Consider the following 26,260-nt stretch of genomic DNA (forward strand, 5'->3'; position numbering starts at 1 on the left):
TCTTCTTACTGGACACTTACCATCAACCGACATCGATCCCTTCCTGGTAAGAGTCGCCAAGGATTCCCTATCCGATAGTGGGCACCGGTGCCCTGCAGCCCTTTGAATATGCTTGTCAGTCGATTCTGACAAGAATGTCAGCAAGCGGTCAGTTTGCGGACACCTTGATTGTCTAGACTGGTGGAGGGTAGCTACAGGCTACTTTGCAGGTCGTGTGCAAAAATTACCCAAACCTGGATCCCTGATTGCCCGGTTGTCCCGCTTCCCGAGAGGAGTTACCTGATGCGCTTGCTCATCGTCGAGGACGAAGAAAAGACGTCCTCCTATGTGCATCGTGGCCTGAGTGAGCTCGGCTACATTGTCGATGTGGCGAGTAACGGCATCGATGGGCTGCACTATGCGCTGGAAATGGACTATGACGTCGTGATCCTGGATGTCATGTTGCCGGGCAAGGACGGTTACAGCGTGCTGGAGGGTTTGCGCCAGCAGAAGAAAACCCCGGTCATCATGTTGTCGGCCAGGGGGACGGTGGATGATCGCGTTCGCGGGTTGCGCGAGGGCGCTGATGACTACCTTGGCAAACCTTTTTCCTTTGCCGAACTGGTCGCCCGCGTTCAGGCATTGATCCGTCGTCGCACCGCAGACACGGCTGACCTGACCCATCTGCGCATCGACGACCTGGAGGTCGACCTGCAAGCGCGCAAGGTGACCAGGGCCGGGCTGCGGCTGGATTTGACGGCCAAGGAGTTTTGTCTGTTGAGCCTTCTGGCGCGGCACCAGGGAGAGATTCTTTCCAAACTGATGATTGCCGAGCAGGTCTGGGACATGAATTTCGACAGTGACGCCAACGTGGTCGAAGTTGCGATCAAGCGCGTCCGGGCCAAGGTCGATGTGCCTTATTCGCGCAAACTGCTGCATACCGTCCGTGGCATGGGCTATGTACTGGAAAGCCGCGAAGCCGATGGCAGACAAAATGGTACGTCATGATGAAAGGATCGATAGCCAAGCGGCTCGCCCTGATGTTTGCGCTTTCGGTCATGCTGATCACCGCGATCAGCGCGACGCTGCTGCGCTGCTCATTGAAGACATCGCTCGAAGATCAGATGCAAAACGAGTTGATCCTGCGCCATTCCGTACTTGATCCCGTGCTCACAAAATACGATTCACCGGCATTCTGGGTCGGCTTGCGTGAAAAGCTCGATGGCCTGACGCCCACGGATCAGCGGGTGCGTTATTGGGTCCTGGTTGACGACCCTGCCTACAGCTATGGCGGAGCGATGCCGGACGGCCAGGATTGGTCGAAGCGCCCGGATGGATTTTTCAGCATGGCGATACCCGAACGGGATCGTCCCATGGTGCTGCAAGTCAAGACCATCTCCGCCATGGGTAACCGCCCGGAGTTGCGCTTTATCGTGGGGCTAGATTCCACGCCGTTCATGAAGACCCTGGACCATTTCACCAAGACGTTGATCCTGACTTCGGCGCTGGGCGTCGTACTGGTCGCGCTGCTGGGTTACTGGATCGCGCGTTTCGGCCTGGGGCCGGTCAGGCGCCTGAGCCGTCAGGCCAACAGCCTGCCGCCAGGTGATTCAAAGCAGCGACTGGACACCGAGGCACTGCCCGACGAGTTACAGGAACTGGCGGTGTCGTTCAACGGGGCCCTGGCTCGTCAGGAGGCCGCCTGGTGCCAGCTCGAAGGGTTCAATGCCAATGTCGCCCATGAGCTGCGAACGCCGTTGACCAACCTGATCGGGCAGACCCAGGTTGCGTTGGCCCACGGGCGTGATGTGGCTGAGCTTCAGGATCTGCTGCAATCGAATCTGGAAGAGCTTGAACGCATGGGCACCATCGTCAATGACATGCTGTTCCTGGCGGGTGCCGAAAGCGGGCAGCGTGCGACCGAGCTCAGTGATGTTTCGCTCTACGAGGAGGCGTCCAAGACGGTGGAATACCTGGAGCCCGTCTTGCACGACAAACAGTTGGACGTGGTGATCAAAGGCGACATGCGCGTATGCATCGACCGACGCCTTTTTCACCGCTCTTTGGCCAATCTGCTGCAAAACGCGGCGCGATACGCGGTGCCGCAGAGCACCATCACTGTAAGCCTGGAACGTCTTGGCGCGCAGGCCAAGGTAAGCGTTTCCAATGCGGGTGAGCCCATTGACGAGGTGCACCTGCAGCGCTTGTTCGAGCGCTTCTATCGCGCCGATGTCGCCCGGGCGCGAAGTGACGCGCACCATGGCCTGGGGCTCTCCATTGTGCGAGCTGTGGCGTCCATGCACGGTGGCCGTGTGTTCGCCCACAGCAAGGATGGCTTCAATACCTTCGGATTTTCCCTGACCAGCCAGGCAGCCCGCTAGTCGCCATCACCCGATGGCCGGCGTGGCTCGCCGGCGTTTGACATCTTCCTGTCAGTCAGCAGTCACCTTGACGTCAGTCACCTCCCCCTAGAGTGCTACGACCATCCCGGTAAAGGACAGTCGTGGAGTCCACTATGAACATTCAAAACGTGTCGATCGCCAGTCTTCTGGCATTCATCACTCTGAGCGGTTTGCCTCTGTTCGCCGAAGAGAAAGCGGATGTGCCTGCCTACGAATATGGCATGCCGCTGGATATCGCCAGGGTCATCCGCATTGAAGAACCGGAGTCGCGGGTGTGCGAGGTCGTGCGCGCAAAGATGACCTACGTGAATACACAAGGGGTCACAGAGCGCGTCAGCTTTCTGAAGCAGTCTGAGGTGTGCGTGCTCCAGTGACCGTTCGGCAGTGCTGGTTCTTCATCCAAATAGAGAGCTCAACCATGTGCATCAGAACAGCAGCAACCGAAACGGGCCTTTCAAATAACCTGAGCCGACTGGTGAAGCTGGCTCGAACACTGACCGTTGGCGCCGTGCTGCTAAGCGCGGTCAGTATCGATGCGTCCAGTCGCGTCGCGCCGAAACCGGACTGGTCGACCCGCGACATGCCTTCCCAGGAAGGTCGAATCGTCCTGATCACCGGCGGCACGAGCGGCATGGGGTACGAGGACGCACTGGCGCTGGCCCGGGCCGGCGCCGACGTCATCATTGCTGCGCGCAACCCGGAGCGTGGCGCGCAGGCCATCGCGCAAATCAAAACGTCCGTACCCGACGCCAAGGTGCAGTTCGAGGCCGTGGACCTGGCCAATCTTTCATCGGTGCGCAGCCTGGCCCAGCGTCTCAATCAGAGACTGCCGCGCCTGGATGTGTTGATCAATAATGCCGCCGTCATGGCGCCTCCTGAGCGGGGTACCTCCGCGGATGGCTTCGAGCTCCAGTTGGCGACCAACTACCTGGGGCACTTCGCACTGACCGGCCTGCTGGTGCCGTTGTTACGGCAAAGCCAGGACGCTCGCGTGGTGAGCCTTTCGAGCATCGCCGCGGCTCGCGGAACAATGAACTTCAACGACCTGCAGGCTGAGCAGCAGTACCAACCTTTGGCCGCCTACGCGCAGTCCAAGCTGGCCATCCTGCACTGGACCTTTGCCTTGCAGCAGCGCAGCGAGGCCGCAGGTTGGAACATTCGCAGCATCGCTGCGCATCCAGGCGTCGCCGTCACCGAGTTGGTCGCGCGTGGTCCGGGTCTGAACAGCGAGTTCGGCCAGCGATGGGCCAAGGATCGCGACGTATACCATTCAGCTGCCCAGGGGGCGCTGCCCACGCTGTATGCCGCCACCGCGCCTGAGGCGGTTGGCGGTGCCTACTACGGCCCCACCGGCGACGAGGAAAAACGCGGCCCATTGGGCTTCGCCAGGATGCCGCCGGCCGCCACCCATGAGGCGGATGCCGAACGGCTCTGGACCGTCTCCGAGCGACTGACCGGCGTCACCTACCGCTGATCATGCCTTGGGCACGGCAATCCGTTGCGTGCCCACTCTCTTGCCTGTTGTCGCCTTCCAGGAGTCTCCATGAGTGCGCCTTCCTACTTGCATCGACTGAGCCTTGCCGTGAACGCCCGTGATGATGAACTGCGTCCGGCGCTGTGCGGGTTCTTGTTGTTTCTCTGCCTCTTTACCGGCTACTTCATGCTGCGCCCGATACGTGAGTCGATGGGCATCGCGGCGGGCGTGGAGAATCTGCAATGGTTGTTCACTGCCACGTTCCTGGTGATGCTGGCGGCCGTTCCGTTGTTTGCCTGGGTCAGTTCCCGGGTCCCGCGCTTGCGCCTTGTTGATTGGGTGTACGGCTTCTTCGGGATCAACTTGCTGATGTTCGTTGAACTGTTCGAGTTTCAATCGGACAGCGTCTGGCTCGCCCGTACTTTCTACGTATGGATATCGGTTTATAACCTGTTCGTGGTGTCCGTGGCCTGGAGCCTGATGGCGGATGTATTCGACAGTGAACAGGCCAAGCGGCTGTTTGCCTTCATCGCTGCCGGCGCCAGCATCGGCGGTCTGCTGGGGCCGGCCCTGAGCGCGGCCCTTATTGATGCCATTGGTGCCTCGGGCTTGATGTTTTTGGCCGCGCTGTTGCTGGGTGTCACATTTGTATTGAAGCGGGCGCTGATGGGCTGGCGCGAAAAGGGCGGGGCTGGGCGGCCTGGTGCGGCACCGACGCAAAGCCCCGGGCAGCCACTGCAGGGCAATCCGTTCAGCGGTTTGACGGCGGTGCTCAGGTCACCCTACCTGTTGGGGATCGCCGGGTTCGTCGTGCTACTGGCGACGGTCACCACCTTTCTCTACTTCGAGCAGGCGCGCCTGGTGGCCGAACATTTTCCAAGTCGTGAGGCGCAGGTCCGGGTTTTCGGCACCATTGACTTCATCGTGCAGGCTGGCGCTCTGGTGTCTCAGCTGTTCATCACCGGGCGCATTGCGCCGAAGCTGGGGGTGCGTGCGTTACTGGCGATCGTGCCGCTGCTCATGTGCATCGGGTTCGTGGGCCTTGCACTAGCCCCCGGTTTCGCGCTTCTTGCAGCCTTGATGATCGTGCGGCGAATCGGTGAATACGCGTTCGTCCGGCCGGGCAGGGAAATGCTCTTCGCACCCTTGGATGCCGAGAGCAAGTACAAGGCCAAGAACTTCATCGACACCGTGGTTTATCGCGGCGGTGATGCGCTGAGCGGTTGGGCCAAGAGCCTGCTCGACATGCTGGGGCAGGGCACTGGCCTGGCGGCTCTGATCGGCGCGGGCTGCGCGCTGCTGTGGGCCTATCTGGGATGGCAATTGGGACAGCATGCCGATAACCAGCAGCAGGCACGGGGAGTGGGCGCCAGCGCCGTCGAAACATAACCCGGAGTACACAAAAGGCCACGCGGCGGGAGTGCGCGGGGTGGTTCATCATCGCATGAGTCCTGCCGGTCATCGCGTTCCCGGAATGCGCTGGAGATCAAAGTTTTATTCTGAAAAGTGTGCAGGCTCAGACGAACTTTCAGTGGTGTTGAACTTAATCGATAAAAGTATATTTCGGTCAGCGAATTAATGGAGGCGAATGCTCGGAAAGAATACCCGGCAACCCGTTGGGTAACGGGCCTATATTGATAATTTTTGTCCACTTGTCAACACGATTACAGCCCTTATTATTGCCTGACTGAGTGAATCGGAAGAGGGTTTTATGGGGCAGGTATTTGAAGGTTGCGTCAAAGTGATCGTTCCTTGTGGTTCATTAGGGGCGGGCGTTCGTGAAGAAGAAATTACTTATGGACTGGTGGCCGGTGCGCAAGCAATTGCCACGGACGCCGGTTCTACCGATAGCGGAGCAGCGTATCTCGCACTTGGAAAATCGAAGAATAACCGCGGGGCGGTCAAACGCGACTTGACGATATTAATGAAGGCGCAGGCCTGGTCCGGGGTGCCGATAATTGTCGGCACGGCAGGACAGGCCGGTGGCGATCTCAACCTGGACTGGACGCGCGATATAGTCCTGGAGGTTGCAGGAGAGTTGGGCGTCACACCAAAGATTGCGCTCATATATTGTGAACAGGACAGGGATACCGTTAAGCAGCTGAACGCACAGGGGCGTATCAAACCGCTGCCGCCTCACGGTGAGCTCGATGACGCTACGGTGGACAGCTGTGAACACATTGTGGCGGCGCTGGGTGTAGAACCGTTCATTGCCGCGCTTGAAGCAGGCGCCGATATCATTTTGGCGGGTCGTTCGACCGACACGGCGGTCATTGCCTGTTATCCGATCTGGAAGGGCGCGCCCTGGGGGCCGTCCTGGCATGCCGGCAAAACGGGGGAGTGCGGTGTCCAGTGCGCCGTTAACCCGACATTGGGCTCGGGAATATTGCTCAGCGTTGATGCGCAGGGTTTCGACGTTGAGCCATTAAGTAAAGACAATCAGTGCACGCCCCATAGCGTCTCTGCACACATGCTTTATGAAAATAGCGACCCGTTTCGATTGGTGGAACCCGGCGGTATCCTGAACGTCGCACAAGCGCGCTACCAGAAGCTGAACGAGCGAGCCGTTCGTGTCGTAGGATCTGAATGGGAGACGATGCCCTACACAATGAAGCTGGAGGGCGCCGCGGCCGGTCTCTATCAGACAATCATGTTAGTGGGTATCCAGGACCCTGATGTACTCCATGATATTGATGGGTTTCATGACCGCCTGCTGGAAGCCCTGTACACCCGGACCCGTCAATCCATCCCGCCGCAGGAGTTGGGAGAGTTTCATATCTCGCTGCGAATGTATGGCTGGAACGGCGTCACCGGCGTAAAACCCCCCGTTGGAACTTTGCCTCCGCCGGAAATAGGCATGCTATTTGTCGCCACAGCAGCGACTCAAGAAATGGCAAATACGATTGCCCAAGCATGCAATCCCTACTTTTTTCACTACCCCAGCGTAATGGGCAAGGAATTGCCTTCTTACGGCTTTGCTTTCACCCCGGCTGATATACCTCGTGGTCAGATTTATGAGTTCAAGTTAAATCACGTGGTGCAATTGGAGGACCCATTTGAGTTGGTGCGTATTCAATGGATCGATCTTTCCGAGTCAACGTTGGCTGTGAAGGAGTTGAGTTAATGGTTAAGTTGCGTGATGTATGCCGACATGTTCGATCCAAACAAGCCGGACCGTTCTGGATTACCTTCGATATATTTTTTGACGGGCGTGAAAATTTTGAGCGTTACTCACAAAGTGCAGCACTTTCATCTGCGCAATTCGCAAGGCTCTATGGCACCGATCCGGCACGGGTGAAACATATTCCCGTTGCTGACCTGGAAATGGTCAAGATTTCCTACCCGCGCGCTACGCCGCAAGGCGGGATGGTGGAGCGCGACATGCATGCCGGCCAGCAATACGTACGTTTACTCGACGTCATTCTGGACTGAGAACCGCACGCGTCACCTGGCAACAGGTGATGCCGTCGCCGCCATCGGCGCAGACCCAACCCTGGTGCAGAACAGAGGCAACCATGAGCAATACGACTATTGCGCTGCAACTTGCAGAGTACGCGCATAAATTCAGGCATCAGCGACTGCCCGAAGAGATCATCGCGTTGGTGCGACAGCGCTTCATTGACAGTCTGGCGTGCATATTGGGGGCCTACGGAGCGGCGCCTGTGAATGCCGCTGTGCGTTATGCGGTTGCCAATCCCGCGCAGGCGTCCAGCGTGTTCGGAACAACTATCCAAACAACGCCAGAGATAGCGGCGTTTGCCAATGGCGTGATGGTCCGTTTCCTGGACTACAACGATGGCTATATGGGGCTGGAGCCGGGCCATCCGAGTGACAATATTCCGGCCTGCCTGGCGCTAGCAGAGGCCGAGGGGGCCACCGGGGCAGAACTCATTTCGGCCATTGTGCTGGCCTATGAGATCCAGATGCGACTGCAGGACGCGGCCAGCCTGAACAAGCGCGGCTGGGACCACGTCAATTACATAAATGTGGCGATGGCCGCGGCGGCTTCCAGTCTGATGAAGCTGGATGTGGCGCAGACCGCACAGGCAATCAATATAGCGTTGAGCGCTCATCTGGCCATGCGCCAGGTCCGCAGTGGATCCCTGTCGGACTGGAAGGGCTGCTCGGCCGCAAACGCTGCACGTAATGCGATCTTCGCTGCCCAGCTATCGCGTCACGGCATGACAGGCCCGTCGCCGGTGTTCGAGGGGGACATGGGATTCTTTAAACTGGTCTCAGGCCCGTTCGACCTGGATACGGATCGTTTTGGTACGCCCGAGAATGGTGATTACGCTATACGGCGCTCCCTGACCAAGACCTTTCCCACCAACGGTGAGCTGCATACCGCGGTGTGGGCAGCCCTGGACATACGTGCTCGGATTGACGATCTCGATGATATCGCTTGCATCGTTATCCAAACGTCCGAGTTCAACCGTCGAGTGTTGGCTGACACCCCTGAAAAATGGTTGCCCAAAACGCGAGAGACGGCGGATCACAGCTTGCCCTACAACGTGGCCCGGGCGCTGCTCGACGGTGACATCACCATAGACTCTTATTCGCCGGAAAAAATGGCTGATCCCATGGTGGTTGCCCTGATGGGCAAGATCAGCGTGGTGGAGGATGGCGCGCTCACCGCATTGTTTCCGCGTCATCTTGCCAACCGCGTCAGCGCCACGCTGGTGTCAGGCGAAATCGTCGTAAGCGAGATGATCAGCGGGCCGGGGTCCGTCGAAACACCGATGACCGATAGCGATTTTGAACGAAAATTCAGGAGCATGGCCTCACCTCATCTTGATGAGTCGGCGCAGGCCAAGGTGCTTGGGTATGTGGCTGAACTTCAACACCAATCCGAATTCACATCGCTGTTTGCGGCCATGGTTGCTTCTGTCTAGTCACTGGCGGTGGGTCGCTCTTGGCAGAGTCCCCGTGTACCGAGCGCGGGGGCGAGCGTCATGATGCTGGTTGTATTGCTCGCTGGCGTGGGCTATCCAGCCGATCAATCTTCCGACACCCGCCAGTGCGATTTCCTGCCGATGCAACCCAAGCTTTCTACCGATGAAACTCACCAGGAGAATGAATTCCGGGGGGTATGCGACGAGTTCCGAGGCGACCGAAAAAGCTTTCTGCAGCTTGGCAAATTCGGGGTCGCCCTCGAAGGCAGCGGTCAACGCTTTCATCAGATTGGTAGCACGTGGGTCACTGACTGAGTGGACATTAGGTCCGAACCCGATGATGTGCCCCTCCTGACTGTACCGTTGCAATATCGGTTGGGTGGGATCGGTAGCTGTACAGATTTCCTCGATCATCCTGCTGGCGGCTTCGTTTCTGCCATAGGCGATCTTATGACCCCTGGCGGCCGCGAGTCCCGCGATCGCTGCGTAGTAGGGGGTGGCGCCGGTCGTGGCGGCAACGCGAACGCTGTGAGTGGCGTGGTCCAGTTCATGATCGACGCTGAGGATCAGAAGACGCCTGATCAGATCGGCGTGGGCTGGCGGGGCTGCGCAGGCCTGGGTAATGAATTCGTGCAAGGGTTGTGTGCTTGGTTGGGTCGCGCCCACGACCAACGCGGCAAACCATCTCACAACATCGGCGCCGGTGCGTGCATAGCTGTCGATGGAAAGATCGAAGGCTTTGGGGTTCTCCCTTTGAACCAGCGGGAAAAGTGCAATTGCCTTCTCCGGCGCTGACATGTGCTCATAGATCTTCAGCAGTTTGACGCTATCCTTCGGCGCGCGCGGCAGCGACGGTCCGAAGGCCGATGGCACCTGCCACATCAATCCGGCGACCTCCTCGACCGTGGCGTGGTCGGCGAGCTCGACGACGTCGTGCCCCCTGTAGAAGAGGCCGTCATCGGTGATCAATGTAATGGCGCTGTCCGATGACGACGAGCGCTTTGCAGCGTGCCCCGCGGGGCTTTTCACCAAGCGCTGGATGTCTTCGGCCCAATAGCGACGCTTGGGCGTGTTGGCGATCTTGACGGACCGAATGTTCTTCCGGCTGACGTAGGCATAAAGGGTTGGAAGGCTGACCCCCAGCATTCCAGCCGCTTCTTCTGCCGAAAGGTAAAGGTCTTCTTGATCAGGCATGACGGATCCGAACAGGTTGATGGGGGTTTGTACATATTCATTAAATATACCTGCCTTGCGTCAATGTCTACCAGGATATCCATTCCGTCGTGTTTTCAAAGGGAGTCAGCAATGGACGGTCTACACAGAGGGACCGACGGATGTGGGCATTGAAAGCCGACCAGCGTCCCTGAGATATCTTTTCACGAGCACGTTTGCCCCAGTATTTGCGGGATGTTGACGAAAAAAATCAAGATTTACAGGGTTTTCTCCCCTATGTAGATTCCTCGGGAGTGGCCGGTCGTTCACATTGATTTGCTACGACATTGATAAAAAAACAAGAAAAGGTGATAGGCATGGCTTGGTTAGGTTTCGCAATGGTCATCACGTTTATGGCGTTGATCATCAGCAAGCGACTTTCTGCTGTGACAGCGCTCATCCTCATCCCGATTGCTTTCGGGCTGGCCAGCGGCGCAGGACCGGAGTTGGGCGGCATGGTGATGGAAGGCGTCCAGCAAGTGGCGCCAACGGCATTGATGTTGATGTTTGCAATCCTGTATTTCGCAATCATGTTCGACGCGGGGCTGTTCGAGCCCGCGGTTCGCCGAATTCTGCGTTATGTGGGAAATGATCCCCTTCGTGTGGTGCTCGGCACCGCTTTGCTGTCGTCGGTCATCTCCTTCGATGGGGATGGGGCAACGACGGTGCTGATCGTGACAACGGCGTTTTTGCCGCTCTACCTTCGCCTTGGGATTAACCCGCTCATCCTTGCACTGATGCTTCTGTTGACCAATACGGTCGTTAACATCATCCCTTGGGGTGGGCCGGTAGCGCGGGCTGCCAGCGCGCTGCATCTGGATGTCAGCGAGATATTCCTGGGCCTTGTACCCGCCATGTTTGCAGGTCTGGCCTACGCGTTTATCGTGGCAGTGTGGATAGGCCGCAAAGAGCGACGCCGTTTGGGGTGGACGCCCATGGCAAAGGACACTGTGTCTGAAGAGCTGCCTCTACCCCTTATCGAATCGGCCACGCAAAACCCCAGGCTGTTCTGGGTCAACCTGGCACTCACGGCCGCGCTGATGTACGCCATGGGTACAGGACTGGCACCGTTACCCCTGGTGATGATGGTGGGGTTTTCCCTGGCGTTGCTGATCAACTATCCACGTTTGGCGGAGCAGAAAGCGAGAATCGCCGCTCATTCCGACAGTGTGTTGACGGTCATTGCCCTGATATTCGCTTCAGGGGTCTTCACTGGCATTCTATCCGGCACGGGAATGGTCGATGGGATGTCGGCGCGGATCGTGCAGATGATTCCTGATGGCGGCGGGCAGTACTTCAGCATCATTACCGCCCTTGTCGCGCTGCCGCTTAATTTCCTGCTTTCCAATGACGCGTTCTTCTTTGGGATCTTGCCGGTGCTTGGCGCGGCGGGCGCGGAATATGGCATAGACCCGATGCACATCGCCCGCGCCTCGGTGCTTGGGCAACCGGTTCACGCATTAAGTCCACTCGTTGCCGCTGTTTATCTCATCAGCGGGATTATCCAGCGGGACATGGGCGAGATGCAAAGATATTGCTTGTTGTGGGCAATCGGCAGCAGCCTCACGCTCATAGCAACCGCCATCGTTACAAGAGCAATTATTTAAAGATCCACCTGTATCCCTGCACTGCTTGTTTAAAGCAGTGCCAGCTCACGCCTGCTCATTGAAAAAATAAAAATAATAATTGAGGTGATCATGAAATCGACTAAAGCCGTCGCAATGACATATCTCGCTACGCTGTTTGCATCGGGCAGTTGTTTCTCCGCGAGTATTAGTTATCCGGATAGATTTCAGCATGAAGGCAAGTTGAATGCTTATCTTCGATCCGCGTACATCAATACGCGAATATCCAACGACCTGATTGAAGACCGCTTCGGCGGGTTCTCGACCGGCTCGGAGTTGGGTGGGGTAGGGGTCGGCGCGATCCTGGACTACAACTCAAACTACTGGGGCGGCTTCGTCGGCTTTGATGCGTCCCTGTACGGTGTGGCAATGATCGATGCCGAGCAGGACAGCCGTGACTTGTTTGATAATGACGATGGTTCTAACGGTGGCTTTGCAAAAGTCGGGCAAAGTTACTTGAAGTTGCGCCACGTCGGCGAGGGATGGAACGCAGACTCACAAATAGGCCGAGGCCGATTTGACGCGGGCACCCTGGTCAGCAATGACACGCGACTCGTGCCAGGTTCCTATCAGGGCGCGCGAGCCCATTTCAACTTGACTGACGTGGGCATCGGCCCGCTACCCGGAACGATGGCTTTCGAAGCGGCTTATATCGATCGAAGTTCTCCGCGGGACAGGCAGGCGTTTGGAAAGCTGCTAAGCCAGTCGGGTGAGGACATAAGCAACGTCTACACCTATGGGGTCAACTACGATCTAAAGGCCGTTGAGTTGAGCTATGCCCGTGGTGTGTCAAAGGACTTCAATGAAAATACCCGTTATGGCTTGACCCTGCAGGCACCTATCGGTGAAACGGCAGGGGTCATTTTAGACACCCAGTATTATCAGTTCCAAAAAGCGGGACGGCTGTGGGAGCAAGATTGGTCCGCCGGTGACGCGGCCTATGATAAAGAGGCCACGTGGTTAAACGTCAATCTTGGTTTATTGCTCGATAAGTTGCGCCTGGGTGTTTCTTTCTCCGAGACACACGCCGAACTGAGTAATGGCAACCTTGGCTACGCCTACTTCGATCACGCGGATAACGTGGACGGGAGAATGGATGCGTGGACCCGTTCCGGCAACGATTTCAACAATCATGGTGAAAGAACCTGGCAGCTAGGGGCCGAGTACGACCTGAGCGGTATTTCACTCTTGGGGGCGTCATTGGATGGGTTTAAAGTCATGGCGCTCTATAAGCAGGGAAACTTTGACGCCGTGAACCCGTTCAGTGGTCAGAAGACGGATGTTCGGGAAAGGCAAAACGAATACCGCGTTTATTATCGGTTCGATGACAAAGAATACGCCGGCCTTTCCGTGGGATTGATTTATATCGACTACAGAATCGACCAGGATTTTGTTGCGCTTGTTTCCGCCCAGCCGAATAACGTTGTCAATGGCTCAGAAGCCCGGGTGTATCTGGATTATGCGTTTTGACTGGAGTGTGTTCATGGAATTCGGGTTATTCAAACTAAGTCGAGAGGTGGGCGATGCCTAAACTTCGTCATCGGGTTGTCGTCACTCAGCGTTTTTTTGATTCGGCGACCCTTGATTTTCTCAAGCATTGCGGTTGCGAAGTCATCATCGCAGAACTTGCGCCGGGAGTTGCCGACGGGAGTTTGAGTGAGCGGCAATTGATCGACCTCCTGGTTGACGCTGACGGGTGGATTTTAGGGCACGCCAATGTGACGGCCAGCCTGCTCGGTTCGCTCCCTCGGCTCAAGGTGATCTCCCGCCGTGGCGTGGGGTATGAGCGCATTGATACGGCGGCGGTGGAAGCGGCCGGAAAGGTCGCAACGATCGCCGTCGGTGGAAATGATGCAAGTGTCGCTGACCATACGATTGCACTGATGCTCGCGGTGTGTCGCAAGCTAAAACAATGTCAGGCGGGGCTGTCTGCCAACGACTGGAGCATTCCCTTGGGCGGTGACCTGTATCGCAAAACGGTCGGAATCGTTGGATTGGGCAGAATCGGCAAAGGCGTCTTGCTGCGCCTCGCCGGGTTCGAAGTCAAACCCCTGATTTATGCCCCTCGCCCAGACATTTCACAAAAAGCCAACGGGGGGCAAAGCTGCTTTGTAGATCTGGAGACCCTGTTTCAGGAAAGTGACTTCATTACGCTTCATGCCCCCCTTAACCCGCAGACCCGGGGAATGATTGACCGCCGCGCTTTAAAGTCGATGAAAGCTGGCGCCGTGCTGATCAATACCGCCCGAGGTGGCCTGGTGCGCGACGCGGATCTGTTGAAAGCCCTGCAACAGGAAGACATCGCCGGGGCAGGACTCGATGTGTTCGAAAGCGAGTCCGACCCTTCACTGTCGGCAGTGACAGAGCAGCTCATCAAACTTCCCAATGTGGTCGTGACCCCCCATGCCGGCGCCTCTACGGTGGAAGGCTTGAATCGCACCAATTTAATTGCAGCCCAGTGTGTGGTGGCGGTCCTGGAAGGGCGGAGCCCGCCTGGGCACTGTGTCATCGCAGACGGCCGTCGACATACCGTTGCAAAGGAAAATACATGAACGTCAAGATCAAGGTGCTTACACCAACGGGTGCAATCGGCACCGGATTCCCGAGAGATGCGTTTGAGAAGGCGCTTCTGGAATGTCCCGATGTGATTGCAATGGATGCGGGGTCCACCGACTCGGGTCCGCACTATCTCGGTACGGGCACGACAAAGTCTTCTGCTTCGATATTGCGCGCAGAGCTCCGGGTCTTCATGCAGGCCCGGGAAAAGCTGGGGATCCCGCTCATCATTGGCAGCTGCGGAACCTGTGGTTCCGACGCGGGTGTCGATTTGATGCGCGGGCTCTGTGAGGAGGTCGCGGCAGAGCTGGGGCAGACCGTACGTATCGCGGGCATCTACAGCGAGCAGCCAGCAAGTGCTGTGAAAACAGCACTTTTGGAGAAGCGGATCAAACCGCTGCAGCTTGATTTTATTGATGATGCCTTGGTGGATCGCTGTTCTCGAATAGTCGCGCTCATGGGCGTGGAACCCTTCATTCATGCGCTCCAGGAAGGCGCGGACATCATCCTGGCCGGTCGCTCCACGGACACCGCCGTCATGGCGTCGCTCCCGATCATGCGAGGGGGACATCCAGGGGCCGCCTGGCACGCCGGGAAGATTCTAGAATGTGGCGCGTCCTGTACCACCACACCCGCCCAGGCCGTGGTCATGGCAACCATTGACGAAACGGGATTCACCATCGAGGCGATTGGTGAGGGGGCCCGGCTTACGCCACGATCGGTGATGGCTCACATGCTCTATGAGAACAGCAATCCCTACGTGCTCGTCGAGCCGGGTGGTGTGCTGGATGTTGAGGGGGCTGTGTACACCGCGATCGACGAGCGAACGGTGCGGGTAGAAGGCTCGATCTGGAAACCCAGTGAAGACTACACCGTCAAGCTGGAAGGTGCGGCGCCTTGCGGGTTTCAATCGGTTGTCATGAGTATTGTCCGGGACACCGAGTACCTTGAGCGCTTCGATGAATGGCTCGCCTGTCTCGATTCGGTGATGCGCCAGCGAATAGAAAAACATCTGAACATCGGATCGGGCGACTACGACCTGCAGTTTCGCGCGATTGGCAAGAACGCGGCGTTGGGGGACTTTGAATCGCGATCCGCCACCCCAGTGGAAATAGGCGTCATGGCCCTGGCGACTTCCGCAACGGCTGAGCGCACGAAAGACATCGTCGCTTTGCTCAATCCTTACCTGTTGCACTTCCCGTTGCCAGGTGACAAAGACCTGCCCACCCATGCGTTTCCATTCTCTCCAGCCTCGATGGACCGGGGAGTGGTTTATGAGTTCGTGCTCAGCCATGTGATGGTCGTGGCGAATCCGTTGGCACCTTTTCGATTTGACATGAAAACCATTGAGGCGGCGTGAGATGAATACCATGGAAGCACTCGGCTACGAAATCCGCTCCAAGAACGCCGGCCCCTTCTCTTTGACCATTGATGTGTTTTGTCAGGACTCGGATGTTTTTGCCCGGCTGGCGGGCGAACCGAAACTGCAAGCGCCGGCCATTGCTCAGCTCTTTCGCCGGACCGTCGAGTCGATCAGCGTGTTTCGAATCGATGCATTGAATGTGATCAAGATCAGCCTGCCGCGCCCCGTAATACAGGGGGCTCTGCAGGATCGTGATATGCACGGTGCGCAATGGGCCTTCATGGTGAGGGACGCGCTCCTGGAATCCGATTAATCATCAGCGCCAATCAAGGCAGGTCCTAATGGCGCCATTGTTCAGCGTGGCGCCAGACAACCGATAATCAGAGGTGGCGATGTCCAGGCTCGGTGGGAAGTGCGAAAACCCGAAAGTGGGCGGTGAGGGGACAGACGGGGTGCTCGTCGATCCGAACGAGGTTCATCCAGACCTCATCGGCGTCGCGGCGACGTTACGCGAGCTGGGTCTGCTTCCTGTCGTCGAAGGAGAGATTCAGAAGGTTCGCGCGCAGTTGCAACGAATCAGCGCATGGGCGTCGCGACCCAGCGTGCCTTTGTCCTGCGAGCGCATGTTGGAGTTTTCGGTCAATTGTCGGGTTGTTCCGTGCAAGCTGTATTGGCCGGAAGACGATGAGACGCCCTTGCTGCTGTTCTATTGTCACGGCGGCGGGTTTCGACACGGAGCACTCGCCGATTGGGACGCTCCTCTGCGCCAGTTGGTGCGTGACAGCGGCTTGGCGGTGTTGTCCATCGGCTATGCCCTCTCGCCGGAATACCGTTTTCCAGTGGCGTTTAACGAGGTGGTGTCGATAGTCAGCAGGGTCATCAATCTGGGGACAATCACTCATTGTCCTGTGCGGGGGTATGCCCTGGGTGGGGACTCGGCGGGCGCCAATCTGGCCCTGGGCGCCGCCCTTGCGCTGCGCGACGCTGGAATGGATGCGGTGCGACAGCTGATGCTGTACTACGGCTCCTATTCCCGAGGCGTTTCTTCCGATTCGTGGCAGAGACTCGGTGGGTATGGCGGGCAAAACTTGTCTGCCAAAACGATGAGCGCTTATTGGGCGAGCTACCTGGCCGAGGATGAAGATGACTGGCGGGTGCAGCCGATCACCGCTGATCTGGCTGGGCTCCCGCCTGTGCGCTTGATCGTCGGAAAACTTGATCCGTTGTACGACGAAAACTGTGAGCTGGCGGATAAGTTGCACGCTGCCGGTGTGGCGACGCACCTGGAAGTCCTTGCGAACATGACCCACGGGTTCCTGCGATTCAATGAAGTTGCACCTGTCGTACGGGATGTGATTTTCACCCAAGCCACTGCGTTGCGTCAGGCACTGGCGTAGTGCGCCGTCCGGCCAGTCATCCTGATCCTGAACACTGACTCTCGTGGCCTCCAGACCATTGTGCTGGGGCCTTCTTCATCATGAGGCGAACGCTAAATGCTGATTCTTCGAACCCTTGCTTCTTCACTTGTGACGCGGATCTGTCTTGGGAGCATCATGACCCTTGCGTTCAGCGCAATGGCTGCCGGTGAACTTCCGGTCGGGCGTGCCGCAGGTGATATGGAGCTTTCTGCGTTTTATCGCTGGCAGGACCCAATGCCCACTGTTCCCGGTGTTTTGCTGAGGAGCGAAACGCTCAAACCGCAGGAGCGGGTGCCAGCCGCAGCGCAAACCATACGCATGCTCTACAGTTCCACGGACCAGCGTTGGCACTCAGGCCAGGTGCCTGTCAGCGGCACGCTGTTCATGCCGAGCGGTCCTGCTCCGTCTGAAGGTTGGCCGCTCTTGGCCTGGGCCCACGGTACGCTGGGGATCGCCGACATATGCGCGCCCTCGTGGACCGGGTTCAGAGCGCGTGACGCTGCGTACATCAATCGTTGGCTGGAGCGCGGATTCGCCGTCGTGGCCACTGATTATCAAGGCCTGGGGGGGCCAGGGCCTCACCCTTATACGGTCTGGCAGGCCGAAGGCAGCTCTGTCCTGGATGCGGTCCGTGCTGCCCGCGCACTCAAGCCCGGTGTGATTGCCAACCGCACGATCCTGGCGGGGCAGTCCCAGGGGGGCGGCGCCGCTCTGGGCGCGTCGATACTCGCCGCCAGCTATGCACCTGAACTCAATATTCTCGGTGCGGTTATCACAGCGCCCAATAGCACATTCCCCGACGGGCCCATCGCGCTTGAGGCGCGCCATTCCAATACGATCTTCCTGTCGTTGGCCACTGGCGGGTTACGCGACAACGCGCCCCGAATAGACGACCTACTGACGCCTGAAGGGCTGCAGCTTCTCGACGTTGCCCGGCAAAGCTGTACGCGGGAAATTGCCCTCAAGTCGCGGGAGCTGAAAATCGGTTCGTTTTCGCAGTTGCTGACCATCAGTGCGCAAGCGTTGAGCGCACTGCGCACGCCCACGACCGATATGCCCCAGGCAACGATCGCTTTTCCATTGCTGATTGCCACCGGCCAGGCCGATGAGACCATCACCCCGGTACGACAGTACGCGGTGGCGGCGGCGCTGTGCGCGGCTGGAAACCAGGTCACCTGGCAAACCTATGAAGGATTGGGGCATGACGGGGTGATGCATGGCTCGTTGAATGAAGCGTTTGCTTTTGCACGCGCCCAACTCGAGGGGCAGGGCTATGATTCGAACTGCGCCACGATTCAGCGGCCTGGGGCGCCGGGTGAAAGGAATCCGAGCGCTCCATTCAACGATGATTGAACACGGGTGAATTCGTTGCTCATTTAACCGCCGTGCTTATCGACTGTCAGCCGATGCCGGTCGATAAGCGTCGCGCGGGCGTCAGAATTCACGCCCCCATAGGCGGTCCAGTGAGTGACGACCTGCCCCCTTGAAGGCGATGTAAGTGAACAGAAAGCCCATCAACACCGGGTATTCGATGCCACGGTCTATCCAGGGCCAGTTCGGGCCAAGGATGTAAGCGATCGCCGCCATCTGTATGGCCATCGCCACCGCCAACGGCCGGGTGGCCAATCCTAGCGCCAGCAGCAACCCACCCAAACCTTCAAGCCAGGCGACGAACAGGCCCAATAGCGCGGGGAATGGCAGATGCAGGACGTTTGCGATCAAGTGAATCGAACCCGCCATGGGATCCGCCATCGAGCCGTGTGAAGTTCCCAACAGCTTGGGCAAGCCATGGGTCACCATGATGATCCCCAGGCATAACCTGAGCATTGCATAGGCGAGAGGCTCGCCCCATTGATAAAAAATACCCAGGGCCGGGACGACCAGCTTCGAGGGCTGTTCAGCATTGGGAGCGTGAGATGTCGGTTTCATCTGAATGATGTCCTGGAGTCGTTTATCAAAAGGTTGACGAGGACAGTGTGGTGTCTTCCTGCCGATGGATAAATCGACGGGGCTGCCATGACCATTCACCTCCCATAAACAATCGGCCCACGCTGGACCTCGCACCGTCGTGAAAGTGATACTGATTGCTTCGATGGGGTGGATTAGTCAGGCATCGCGGGTAAGACTGTTCATCTCTCACCAATAAAAGGGCGTCACACGATGGACAAATTCGATGCCTTGCAACTGTTCATCCGCATCATCGAGCAAGGCAGTTTTACTCGTGCCGCCAATGGTCTGAATATCCCGCGGGCCACAGCTACGCTGGCCATCAAGGAACTGGAGCGGCAGCTCGGTGCGCGTCTGCTCGAGCGTACAACCCGGCGGGTGCGGCCGACACTCGACGGCCAGGCCTTCTATGAGCGATGCAAGGCTGTGCTCGCAGATCTGGAGGACGCCGAGTCTTCACTCAGCACGGTCGTGGCGAATCCGCGCGGCACTTTGCGTCTGGATTTGCACGGGACCCATGCGACTCGGATCATCCTTCCGAACATCCAGGATTTTCATCGGCGCTATCCCCAAATCAACCTGGTCATCAGCTGCGGCGACCGGCTGGTGGATCTGGTGAGCGAAGGCGTCGATTGCGTGGTCCGTGCCGGTAATCCGCGTGATTCTTCGCTGGTGGCCAAGCGGCTGGCGTTGATGCCTGAAGTGGTCTGTGCCAGCCCCGGCTATCTGGCCGAACACGGCACGCCTATGTTTCCACAGCAGCTTGCTGAACATCAGGCCGTGGGCTTTTTTGCCAGCAATCACGACATACGTTACCCGTTCACCTTTGTCATTGACGGCCAAGTGGTCGAGCTGGAGCCGGGGGGCTGGATTTCAGTGAATGACGCCGAGTCATACTGCTGCTGTGCGTTGAACGGCTGCGGACTGATCCAGGTGCCGCGCTTTCGCGTGGAGCAATACCTGGCGTCAGGGGAGTTGGTCGAGGTCCTCGGTGGCTGGCCCAGTCCCGGACTCCCGGTTTCGGTGTTGTATCCCTATCACCGCCAGCTCTCTCCACGACTCAAGGTGTTTGTCGAGTGGGTGAGCGCCCTGTATGCCGAACGCTTTGGCCCGCTGACCTGAAGGCCTTTGCTTCATGTACTGCTCGATGGACGCAACGGCAGTTCGCGCAAGCGTTGACCCGTCAGGGCGAAGACCGCGTTGGCCACCGCCGCAGCGATGGGGGGCGTTGCGGGTTCGCCTACACCGCCAGGGCTCTCGGTGCTGGGCAGCACATGCGCCTCGATCTGCGGCATTTCGTTGATGCGCAGCACCCGGTAATCGTGAAAGTTGGACTGTTGGATACGACCCTCCTTGATGCTCATCTGCCCGAACAGCGCTGCGCTGAGGCCGAAGACAATAGCGCTTTCCATCTGTGCCTTGATGTTGTCAGGGTTGACCGGGATGCCACAGTCGATCGCGCACACCACGCGATGAACGCGGATATTCCCACCTTCGATGGAAACCTCCACCGCTTGAGCACAGTAGCTGCCAAATGACTGATGCACGGCGAGGCCGTGGCCGCGTCCCGGTGCTGGCGTGCGCCCCCAACCGAAGCGTTCGGCGGCAAGGTTCAACACGCCCAGGTGCCGTGGGTCCGATTCAAGCAGCAGGCGGCGATACGCCAGTGGGTCCTGTCCGGCGGCGTGTGCCAGTTCATCCACCGCGCTCTCCATGACGAACGCGTTGTGGCTGTGCCCAACGGAGCGCCAATACCACACCGGAATGTTCGACCGAGGGGCGTGCGCTTCGACCCGATAGGCCGGGCTGCGCATGATGTAGGGCGAGTCGCTCATGCCTTCGACAGACGTCGGGTGAATGCCCGACGCATCCGGAAATATCGATTGCCCCGCCGTGGTTTGCGACCAGGCCACCGGTCGCCCGTCCGCCCCCAAGGCAACGCGCAGGTGTTGGGCGAAGGCTGCCCGGTAGTAACCACCCTGCATATCATCCTCGCGACTCCAGAGGGTTTTCACCGGCACATTCACAGCCTTGGCGACTTCCACCGCTTCGGCGATGAAATCCTGCAGGGCACGCCTGCCAAAACCGCCGCCCAGGAAGGTGGTGTGAATACGGATTTGCTCAGGGGCAAGACCGGTGATCTTTGCCGCGGTTCGTTGATTGAACGTTTGCATCTGGCTGCCGACCCAGATGTCGCAGCCATCGTCGCTGAGCTTCACGGTGCAGTTGAGTGGCTCCATTGTGGCGTGCGCGAGGTAGGGCACGCTGTACGCCATCTCGACTACCTTGCGGGCAGACTTCAGGGCTTGCTCCACCTCGCCGCGTTGCGTGACGACTTCACCTGGTGTGTGGGTCAGGGCGGTTAAATCCTGGCGTTGCTGGTCGCTGTCGAGGATGACGGTGCCGCTTGCAGCTTCCCATTGCACTTGCAGTGCATCGCGCCCGCGCTTGGCCGCCCAGTAGTGATCAGCGACGACTGCAATGCCGCTGGGGACTTGAACCACATGGCGTACGCCGGGCAGGGCCTTGGCCTGGGTCGCATCGAAGGCGCGGACGCTGCCGCCGAGCATCGGCGCCCGTGCAACCACGGCGCAGAGCAATCCTTCGAACTGGATGTCGATGCCATACTTCGCGCGACCGCTGACCTTTTCTGGCGAGTCCAGTCGTAGGGCGCCCTTGCCGATGAGCGTCCAGGCTGCCGGATCTTTCAGGGGCAGCGTCGCCGGATCCGGCACCGGGAGCGTGGCGGCCTGTTCGGCCAGTTCGCCATAGCGCAGACGGGTGTTGCCGGCGATGACCTCTCCATGTTCTGTGCGCAATGCGCTGGGGGCCTGGCCAAGACGAATGGCCGCTGCCTGGATCAACAGCGCCCGCGCCATTGCGCCCGCCCGGCGATAACGCTCGAACTCATCACGAATGCTGGAAGAGCCGACCGTGCCCTGAAACCCACGCCGCAGACTGGCATAGACGGCGGCAGCCGGCGCATGCTCGACCTTGAGTGTGCTCCAGTCCGCGTCCAGTTCTTCGGCGATGAGCAGGGTCAGGGTGGTCCAGACCCCCTGACCCATCTCGGAATGGGCCAGGAAAATGGTGATGCTGTCATCCGCGGCTATGCGCAGAAATGCATTGGGCGCGAATTCGGCGGACTCCAGGTCTTGCGCCATCAGGCGTCTGCCAACGGGCACCGTGAAACCGACAATCAGGCCAGTGCCGAGCACGGTGCCGGACTTAAGAAAACTGCGACGAGAAGAGACAATCATGGCATTCATTGCAGAGCACTCCCTGGCTGAAAGGTGGCTGAGAGGATGGGGTCAGGCTTTGCTCAGTTCGGCGGCCCGGTGGATTGCCAAACGAATGCGCTGGTACGTACCGCAACGACATAGATTGCCGGCCATGGCCTGATCGATGTCGGCGTCGGTGGGGGCAGGGTTGCTGGTCAGCAATGCAGCGGCGGCCATGATCTGACCGGACTGGCAATAGCCGCACTGGACCACATCCAGTTCGGTCCAGGCACGCTGAACCGGATGGCTGATATCGGCTGACAGCCCCTCGATAGTGGTGATTTTTTTACCGGCCAGGGCGCCGACCGGCGTGATGCAACTGCGCTGGGGCGAGCCGTCGATATGCACGGTGCAGGCGCCACATAGGCCCATACCGCAACCGAACTTGGTGCCGGTCATGTTCATGAGGTCTCGAATGACCCATAACAGCGGCATATCGGCGGGCGCATCCACCTCCAGTTCGCGTTCATTGACCTGTAGCTTCATCGTTGACTCCCAGTCTGCGAAGAGAAGATCCGTGGCGACATTGAAGACACCGATGGCGACGGATACCGGCGCGCTCAAACCGGATCGATGATCGGCAATCACTCACCGGCTTTGTCGCCAATGGGGATCGAGAGGGAGCTTACAAGGCAGTTGCTCCGGCTATAAAGCCAGCAGATTTGAATGGTCTGTGCAGGGCGCAATAACAATATCGGCCGATTCTGGAGGGGGCGGTGAGGCGCTCGACTATCGGCGCGGTAGCCTCGGCCCGAGGCTACCGGCTTGGTATCTATTGAGCTTTTGCATAGCGTCGGTCGGACTTGCCGGCCTTGAGGATTGCCCCTGGCACCGGGTGACCGACCAGCGTTGGCAGGGTGGCCGCCGCCGCCAGCAGTTTGTCCAGGTCGACACCGGTGTCCAGGCCCATGCGTTGGAACATGTGCACCAGATCCTCGCTGCAAATATTACCGCTGGCGCCAGGCGCATAGGGGCAGCCGCCCAGCCCTCCGAGCGAGGCATCGAAACGATCAATACCGGCGTCCAGTGCCGCCAGGGCATTGGCCAGTCCCATGCCTCGGGTGTTGTGAAAGTGTAGGGTAAACGGGGTCTGCGGCCAGCGCGCCAGGGCTTCACGGCAGATGCGCGCGACCTGCGCCGGATCGGCCATGCCAGTGGTGTCACACAAGGTCACGCCCTGCACGCCAATGTCCAGCAAGCGTTGGATCAGCCCGTGGACCCGCGCTTCGGCGACCTGGCCCTCGAACGGGCAGCCGAAGGCGGTCGACAACGAGGCATTGATGAACACGCCGCTACCCTGGCTGACGGCAATGATCTGGCGGAACTGCTCGAGCGATTGTTCGGCAGTCATGCGTAGGTTGGCCACGCCGTGGCTGTCGCTGGCCGACATCACCAGGTTGATCTCGTCAACCTCGCAGGCCAATGCCCGCTCACAGCCCTTCACATTGGGCACCAGCACGCTGTATTCCACCCCTGGCACGCGACGGATGCCGCGCATCACCGCTTCGGCATCGCGCAGGCTGGGAATCGCCTTGGGCGAGGTGAAGGAGGTGACTTCGATCTTCGCCAGGCCGGTTTGTGCCAGGCGATCGATCAGGGCGATCTTGTCTTCGCTGGGGATGAACTGGGCTTCGCTCTGGAAGCCGTCGCGGGTGACGACTTCCTGGATGTACAGGCGTTTGCTCATGGGGCGGTTCTCCGGGTAACGGTGAGGAGCGCAAGCTGTTTTGCAGGCGCGTCCTTGTTCAGATGATGCCGCGCTCGCGCAGGCCGCGGACCTGTTCGCCGCTCAGGCCCAGACCGGCCAGCAGGTCGTCGGTGTGCTCGCCCAATTGCGGGCCGCCAGCGCCGAGACGCCCTGGGGTGCGGCTGAGTTTGGGCAGTACACCCGGCACTTTCAGCGCGCCGGCGCTGGTCTGCACGGTCTCGATCATCTGGCGCGCGAGGTAGTGTGGGTCCTTGACGATATCGGCGGCGGTGTAGGGAAAGCCGGCCGGCACCAACGCCTGATTCAGTGCTTCCAGGACCTGGTCCCGGTCGCGTTGCCGGGTCCACTCGGCGATGGCCGCATCGATGCGCTCGGCGTGTTCGCCGCGTCCATCGTTATGCGCCAGGCGCGGGTCCTCGGCCAGATCCGGGCGGCCGATCAGGTGCATCAATCGTTTGTAGATACTGTCGCCATTGCCGGCAATCAGTACAAAATGCCCGTCGTTGCAGGGGTAGGAGTTGGACGGCGTGATACCCGGCAGGGCGCTGCCGGCGGGCTCGCGAATGTATCCGCAGGCGTCGTACTCCGGCACCAGGCTTTCCATCATCGCAAACACCGATTCGTACAGCGCCACGTCAATGAACTGGCCCATGCCGCTGTTCTGGCGCTCCTGCAAAGCGAGAAGCACGCCGATGACCCCATACAGGGAAGACAACGAATCGCCCAGGCTGATGCCGACCCGTACCGGTGCCTGACCCGGATAACCGGTGAGGTGACGCAGGCCGCCCATGGCCTCGCCGATGACACCGAAGCCGGGGCGGTCGCGATAGGGACCGGTCTGCCCGTAGCCGGAGATGCGCAGCATGATCAGGCGCGGGTTGATCTTCGACAGCGTGTCCCAGCCCAGTCCCCAACTTTCCAGGGTGCCGGGGCGAAAGTTCTCGACCAGTACATCGGCTTCGGCCACCAGCCGGCGAACAATCTCCTGACCTTCCGCTGCTTTCAGGTTGAGGGTCAACGACTGCTTGTTGCGTGACTGCACATGCCACCAGAGCGAGGTGCCGTCCTTGAGCTTGCGCCACTTGCGCAGCGGGTCACCAACACCCGGCGGCTCGATCTTGATCACCTGGGCACCAAACTCACCGAGCATCTTGCTGGCGAACGGGCCGGCGATCAGTTGGCCCATCTCCAGGACCTTCAGGCCTTGCAGCGCCATGCTGCTTGCGTGTTGTTCTGTCATGTCTGCACCTTTGGGTCGTGCGCTGTTCTTTGTCAGGCAGGATGGCTCAGGCCCATGGACTGAACAATTGATCAATGACCAAGCCAGGCTTCGTATCCTGCGAAGTACCACCTGTGAGAACCTTGAAACTGTTCTTCATCGTGCTGCACGTCGTGATACACGACTGACAGGAGGCCGCGCCTATGCGTCGTATCGATTTCGTCACCCTCAAGCTGTTTGTCGCCATCGCCGATGAGCGCAGCCTGACCAAGGCCGCCGAGCGCGAGCACCTGGCCCTGGCGGCGGTGAGCAAACGGGTCAGCGACCTGGAAAACCAGCTGGGAATCGCCTTGCTCTACCGCCAGCCCAAGGGCGTCGAACTGACGCCGGCCGGGCATGCGCTGCTGCATCACGCGCGCAATATGATGGACAACCTTGCGCAGATGAATGCCGACCTCAGCGAGTTCAGCGAGGGGGTCAAGGGGCATGTGCGCATTCATGCCAACACCTCGGCGGTGATCGAATTCTTGCCCGAGGACCTCAGTGCTTTTACCCGGTTGCACCCGCAGGTCAAAATCGATCTGGAAGAGCGGGTCAGCAGCGAAGCCATCCGTGCGGTGCACGAAGGGCTTACCGATATCGGCATCTTCGCCGGCCATGTGCCCGCCGACGAGCTGCAGGTGTTCAACTACCGCCACGATCGGTTGGTGCTGGTCACTCCACGCGCGCATCCGCTGGCCGAACGCAGCCGCATCAGCCTGCACGAAGCGGTCAGCTACGACTTCATCGGGTTGCAGCAGGACGCCTCGTTGCACGGCCTGTTGCAACAGGCAGCGCGTCATTTGGGCACGCCATTGCGCCTGCGTATCCAGGTGCGCAGCTTCGAAGCCATTTGCCGGATGATCCACACCGGCATGGGGATCGGCATCCTGCCGGAGCTTGCCGTGCGGACCTATCTGCCGGCGCTCGATGTGCAGGTCATTGCGCTGGACGATCCCTGGGCGCGTCGCGAGTTGAAGATTGCCGTGCGCAGCCTGGAAGCGCTGTCGATGACGGCACGCCAGATGCTCGAACACCTGATGAGCAGCGAACAACGGGAGGTTTCCATGGTCGAGCCTTCGTGAAAGCCGAAGGCAGCATTGTTCAAATATGAATTTCAGTGGCGTAGGGACGGGGGGTAGAGT

The 26,260-nt window shown here is 59.1% G+C and carries 23 protein-coding genes; 17 read left to right on the top strand and 6 right to left on the bottom strand.

Translation table 11 applies throughout. The annotated features are described in order from the left end of the window. Positions 1 to 282: 282 nt before the first annotated feature. From T3A99_RS02725 to T3A99_RS02760, 8 genes are all read left to right on the top strand, one after another. The gene (locus tag T3A99_RS02725) at positions 283 to 987 is read left to right on the top strand and encodes a heavy metal response regulator transcription factor (protein ID WP_322833911.1); all 705 of its coding nucleotides are present in this window, start codon (positions 283 to 285) and stop codon (positions 985 to 987) included. Continuing rightward, on the top strand, positions 987 to 2,360 hold the full coding sequence (locus T3A99_RS02730; RefSeq protein WP_322833912.1) for a heavy metal sensor histidine kinase: 1,374 nt from the start codon (positions 987 to 989) through the stop codon (positions 2,358 to 2,360). The genes T3A99_RS02725 and T3A99_RS02730 overlap by 1 nt, the downstream gene beginning before the upstream one ends. Before the next feature lie 134 nt (positions 2,361 to 2,494). Then, complete coding sequence (locus T3A99_RS02735; RefSeq protein ID WP_083714399.1) at positions 2,495 to 2,755, top strand: DUF2790 domain-containing protein; 261 nt, start codon at positions 2,495 to 2,497, stop codon at positions 2,753 to 2,755. A gap of 44 nt (positions 2,756 to 2,799) precedes the next feature. Further along, entirely contained in the window at positions 2,800 to 3,855 is a 1,056-nt protein-coding gene (locus T3A99_RS02740; protein WP_047225589.1) for an oxidoreductase, read from the top strand. A 69-nt stretch (positions 3,856 to 3,924) separates the two neighbouring features. Further along, on the top strand, positions 3,925 to 5,244 hold the full coding sequence (locus T3A99_RS02745; RefSeq protein WP_322833913.1) for an NTP/NDP exchange transporter: 1,320 nt from the start codon (positions 3,925 to 3,927) through the stop codon (positions 5,242 to 5,244). Between the two features lie 322 nt (positions 5,245 to 5,566). Then, a complete protein-coding gene (locus T3A99_RS02750) occupies positions 5,567 to 6,979 on the top strand; it encodes an acyclic terpene utilization AtuA family protein (RefSeq protein ID WP_322833914.1) in 1,413 nt (470 codons plus the stop codon). Further along, entirely contained in the window at positions 6,979 to 7,287 is a 309-nt protein-coding gene (locus T3A99_RS02755) for a DUF4387 domain-containing protein (RefSeq protein ID WP_047225592.1), read from the top strand. Before T3A99_RS02750 ends, T3A99_RS02755 begins: the two co-directional genes overlap by 1 nt. An 83-nt stretch (positions 7,288 to 7,370) precedes the next feature. Continuing rightward, on the top strand, positions 7,371 to 8,747 hold the full coding sequence (locus T3A99_RS02760; protein ID WP_322833915.1) for an MmgE/PrpD family protein: 1,377 nt from the start codon (positions 7,371 to 7,373) through the stop codon (positions 8,745 to 8,747). On the opposite strand, the gene T3A99_RS02765 is transcribed toward T3A99_RS02760, so the two are convergent. Continuing rightward, on the bottom strand, positions 8,748 to 9,941 hold the full coding sequence (locus T3A99_RS02765; protein WP_047225593.1) for a citrate/2-methylcitrate synthase: 1,194 nt from the start codon (positions 9,939 to 9,941) through the stop codon (positions 8,748 to 8,750). Positions 9,942 to 10,276: 335 nt separating this feature from the next. Between T3A99_RS02765 and T3A99_RS02770 the strand changes: the two genes are divergently transcribed. The 7 genes from T3A99_RS02770 to T3A99_RS02800 all read left to right on the top strand — a co-directional run bounded on the left by T3A99_RS02770 (position 10,277) and on the right by T3A99_RS02800 (position 18,274). Next, positions 10,277 to 11,566 carry a CitMHS family transporter gene (locus T3A99_RS02770; RefSeq protein WP_047225594.1) on the top strand — a complete coding sequence of 430 codons (1,290 nt, stop codon included), beginning with the start codon at positions 10,277 to 10,279 and terminating at the stop codon, positions 11,564 to 11,566. A gap of 90 nt (positions 11,567 to 11,656) precedes the next feature. Continuing rightward, positions 11,657 to 13,054, top strand: a complete 1,398-nt coding sequence (locus T3A99_RS02775; RefSeq protein WP_322833916.1) for an OprD family outer membrane porin — start codon at positions 11,657 to 11,659, stop codon at positions 13,052 to 13,054. A gap of 53 nt (positions 13,055 to 13,107) precedes the next feature. Beyond that, on the top strand, positions 13,108 to 14,136 hold the full coding sequence (locus tag T3A99_RS02780; protein WP_322833917.1) for a phosphoglycerate dehydrogenase: 1,029 nt from the start codon (positions 13,108 to 13,110) through the stop codon (positions 14,134 to 14,136). Beyond that, entirely contained in the window at positions 14,133 to 15,500 is a 1,368-nt protein-coding gene (locus T3A99_RS02785; RefSeq protein WP_288911416.1) for an acyclic terpene utilization AtuA family protein, read from the top strand. The genes T3A99_RS02780 and T3A99_RS02785 overlap by 4 nt, the downstream gene beginning before the upstream one ends. Before the next feature lies 1 nt (position 15,501). After that, the gene (locus tag T3A99_RS02790) at positions 15,502 to 15,816 is read left to right on the top strand and encodes a DUF4387 family protein (RefSeq protein ID WP_139049841.1); all 315 of its coding nucleotides are present in this window, start codon (positions 15,502 to 15,504) and stop codon (positions 15,814 to 15,816) included. 79 nt (positions 15,817 to 15,895) lie between these two features. Further along, positions 15,896 to 16,900 carry an alpha/beta hydrolase fold domain-containing protein gene (locus T3A99_RS02795; protein WP_322833918.1) on the top strand — a complete coding sequence of 335 codons (1,005 nt, stop codon included), beginning with the start codon at positions 15,896 to 15,898 and terminating at the stop codon, positions 16,898 to 16,900. A 156-nt stretch (positions 16,901 to 17,056) separates the two neighbouring features. Then, a complete protein-coding gene (locus T3A99_RS02800; RefSeq protein ID WP_047225861.1) occupies positions 17,057 to 18,274 on the top strand; it encodes an alpha/beta fold hydrolase in 1,218 nt (405 codons plus the stop codon). An 81-nt stretch (positions 18,275 to 18,355) separates the two neighbouring features. Here T3A99_RS02800 and T3A99_RS02805 read toward each other — a convergent pair whose 3' ends face one another. Beyond that, positions 18,356 to 18,850 carry a DoxX family protein gene (locus T3A99_RS02805; RefSeq protein WP_047225600.1) on the bottom strand — a complete coding sequence of 165 codons (495 nt, stop codon included), beginning with the start codon at positions 18,848 to 18,850 and terminating at the stop codon, positions 18,356 to 18,358. A 231-nt stretch (positions 18,851 to 19,081) separates the two neighbouring features. Here T3A99_RS02805 and T3A99_RS02810 point away from each other — a divergent pair, with 231 nt between their 5' ends. Further along, positions 19,082 to 19,990, top strand: coding sequence for a LysR family transcriptional regulator (locus T3A99_RS02810; RefSeq protein WP_173406868.1), 909 nt, complete (start codon positions 19,082 to 19,084; stop codon positions 19,988 to 19,990). 11 nt (positions 19,991 to 20,001) lie between these two features. Here the strand turns inward: T3A99_RS02810 and T3A99_RS02815 are convergent, their stop codons facing one another. From T3A99_RS02815 to T3A99_RS02830, 4 genes are all read right to left on the bottom strand, one after another. Next, positions 20,002 to 22,137, bottom strand: coding sequence for a xanthine dehydrogenase family protein molybdopterin-binding subunit (locus T3A99_RS02815; RefSeq protein ID WP_322833919.1), 2,136 nt, complete (start codon positions 22,135 to 22,137; stop codon positions 20,002 to 20,004). Positions 22,138 to 22,179: 42 nt separating this feature from the next. Further along, on the bottom strand, positions 22,180 to 22,635 hold the full coding sequence (locus tag T3A99_RS02820) for a (2Fe-2S)-binding protein (RefSeq protein ID WP_047225603.1): 456 nt from the start codon (positions 22,633 to 22,635) through the stop codon (positions 22,180 to 22,182). A gap of 286 nt (positions 22,636 to 22,921) precedes the next feature. After that, entirely contained in the window at positions 22,922 to 23,836 is a 915-nt protein-coding gene (locus tag T3A99_RS02825; RefSeq protein ID WP_076384231.1) for a hydroxymethylglutaryl-CoA lyase, read from the bottom strand. Between the two features lie 58 nt (positions 23,837 to 23,894). Beyond that, positions 23,895 to 25,097 carry a CaiB/BaiF CoA transferase family protein gene (locus T3A99_RS02830; RefSeq protein ID WP_139049846.1) on the bottom strand — a complete coding sequence of 401 codons (1,203 nt, stop codon included), beginning with the start codon at positions 25,095 to 25,097 and terminating at the stop codon, positions 23,895 to 23,897. Positions 25,098 to 25,279: 182 nt separating this feature from the next. On the opposite strand from T3A99_RS02830, the gene T3A99_RS02835 reads away from it, so the two are divergent. After that, positions 25,280 to 26,200, top strand: a complete 921-nt coding sequence (locus tag T3A99_RS02835; protein ID WP_274090166.1) for a LysR family transcriptional regulator — start codon at positions 25,280 to 25,282, stop codon at positions 26,198 to 26,200. The last annotated feature ends 60 nt before the right edge of the window (positions 26,201 to 26,260 follow it).

Origin of the sequence: Pseudomonas sp. N-137 (genome assembly GCF_034555295.1) — a bacterium.
In the GTDB taxonomy this organism is placed as follows: Bacteria; Pseudomonadota; Gammaproteobacteria; order Pseudomonadales; family Pseudomonadaceae; genus Aquipseudomonas; species Aquipseudomonas rhizophila.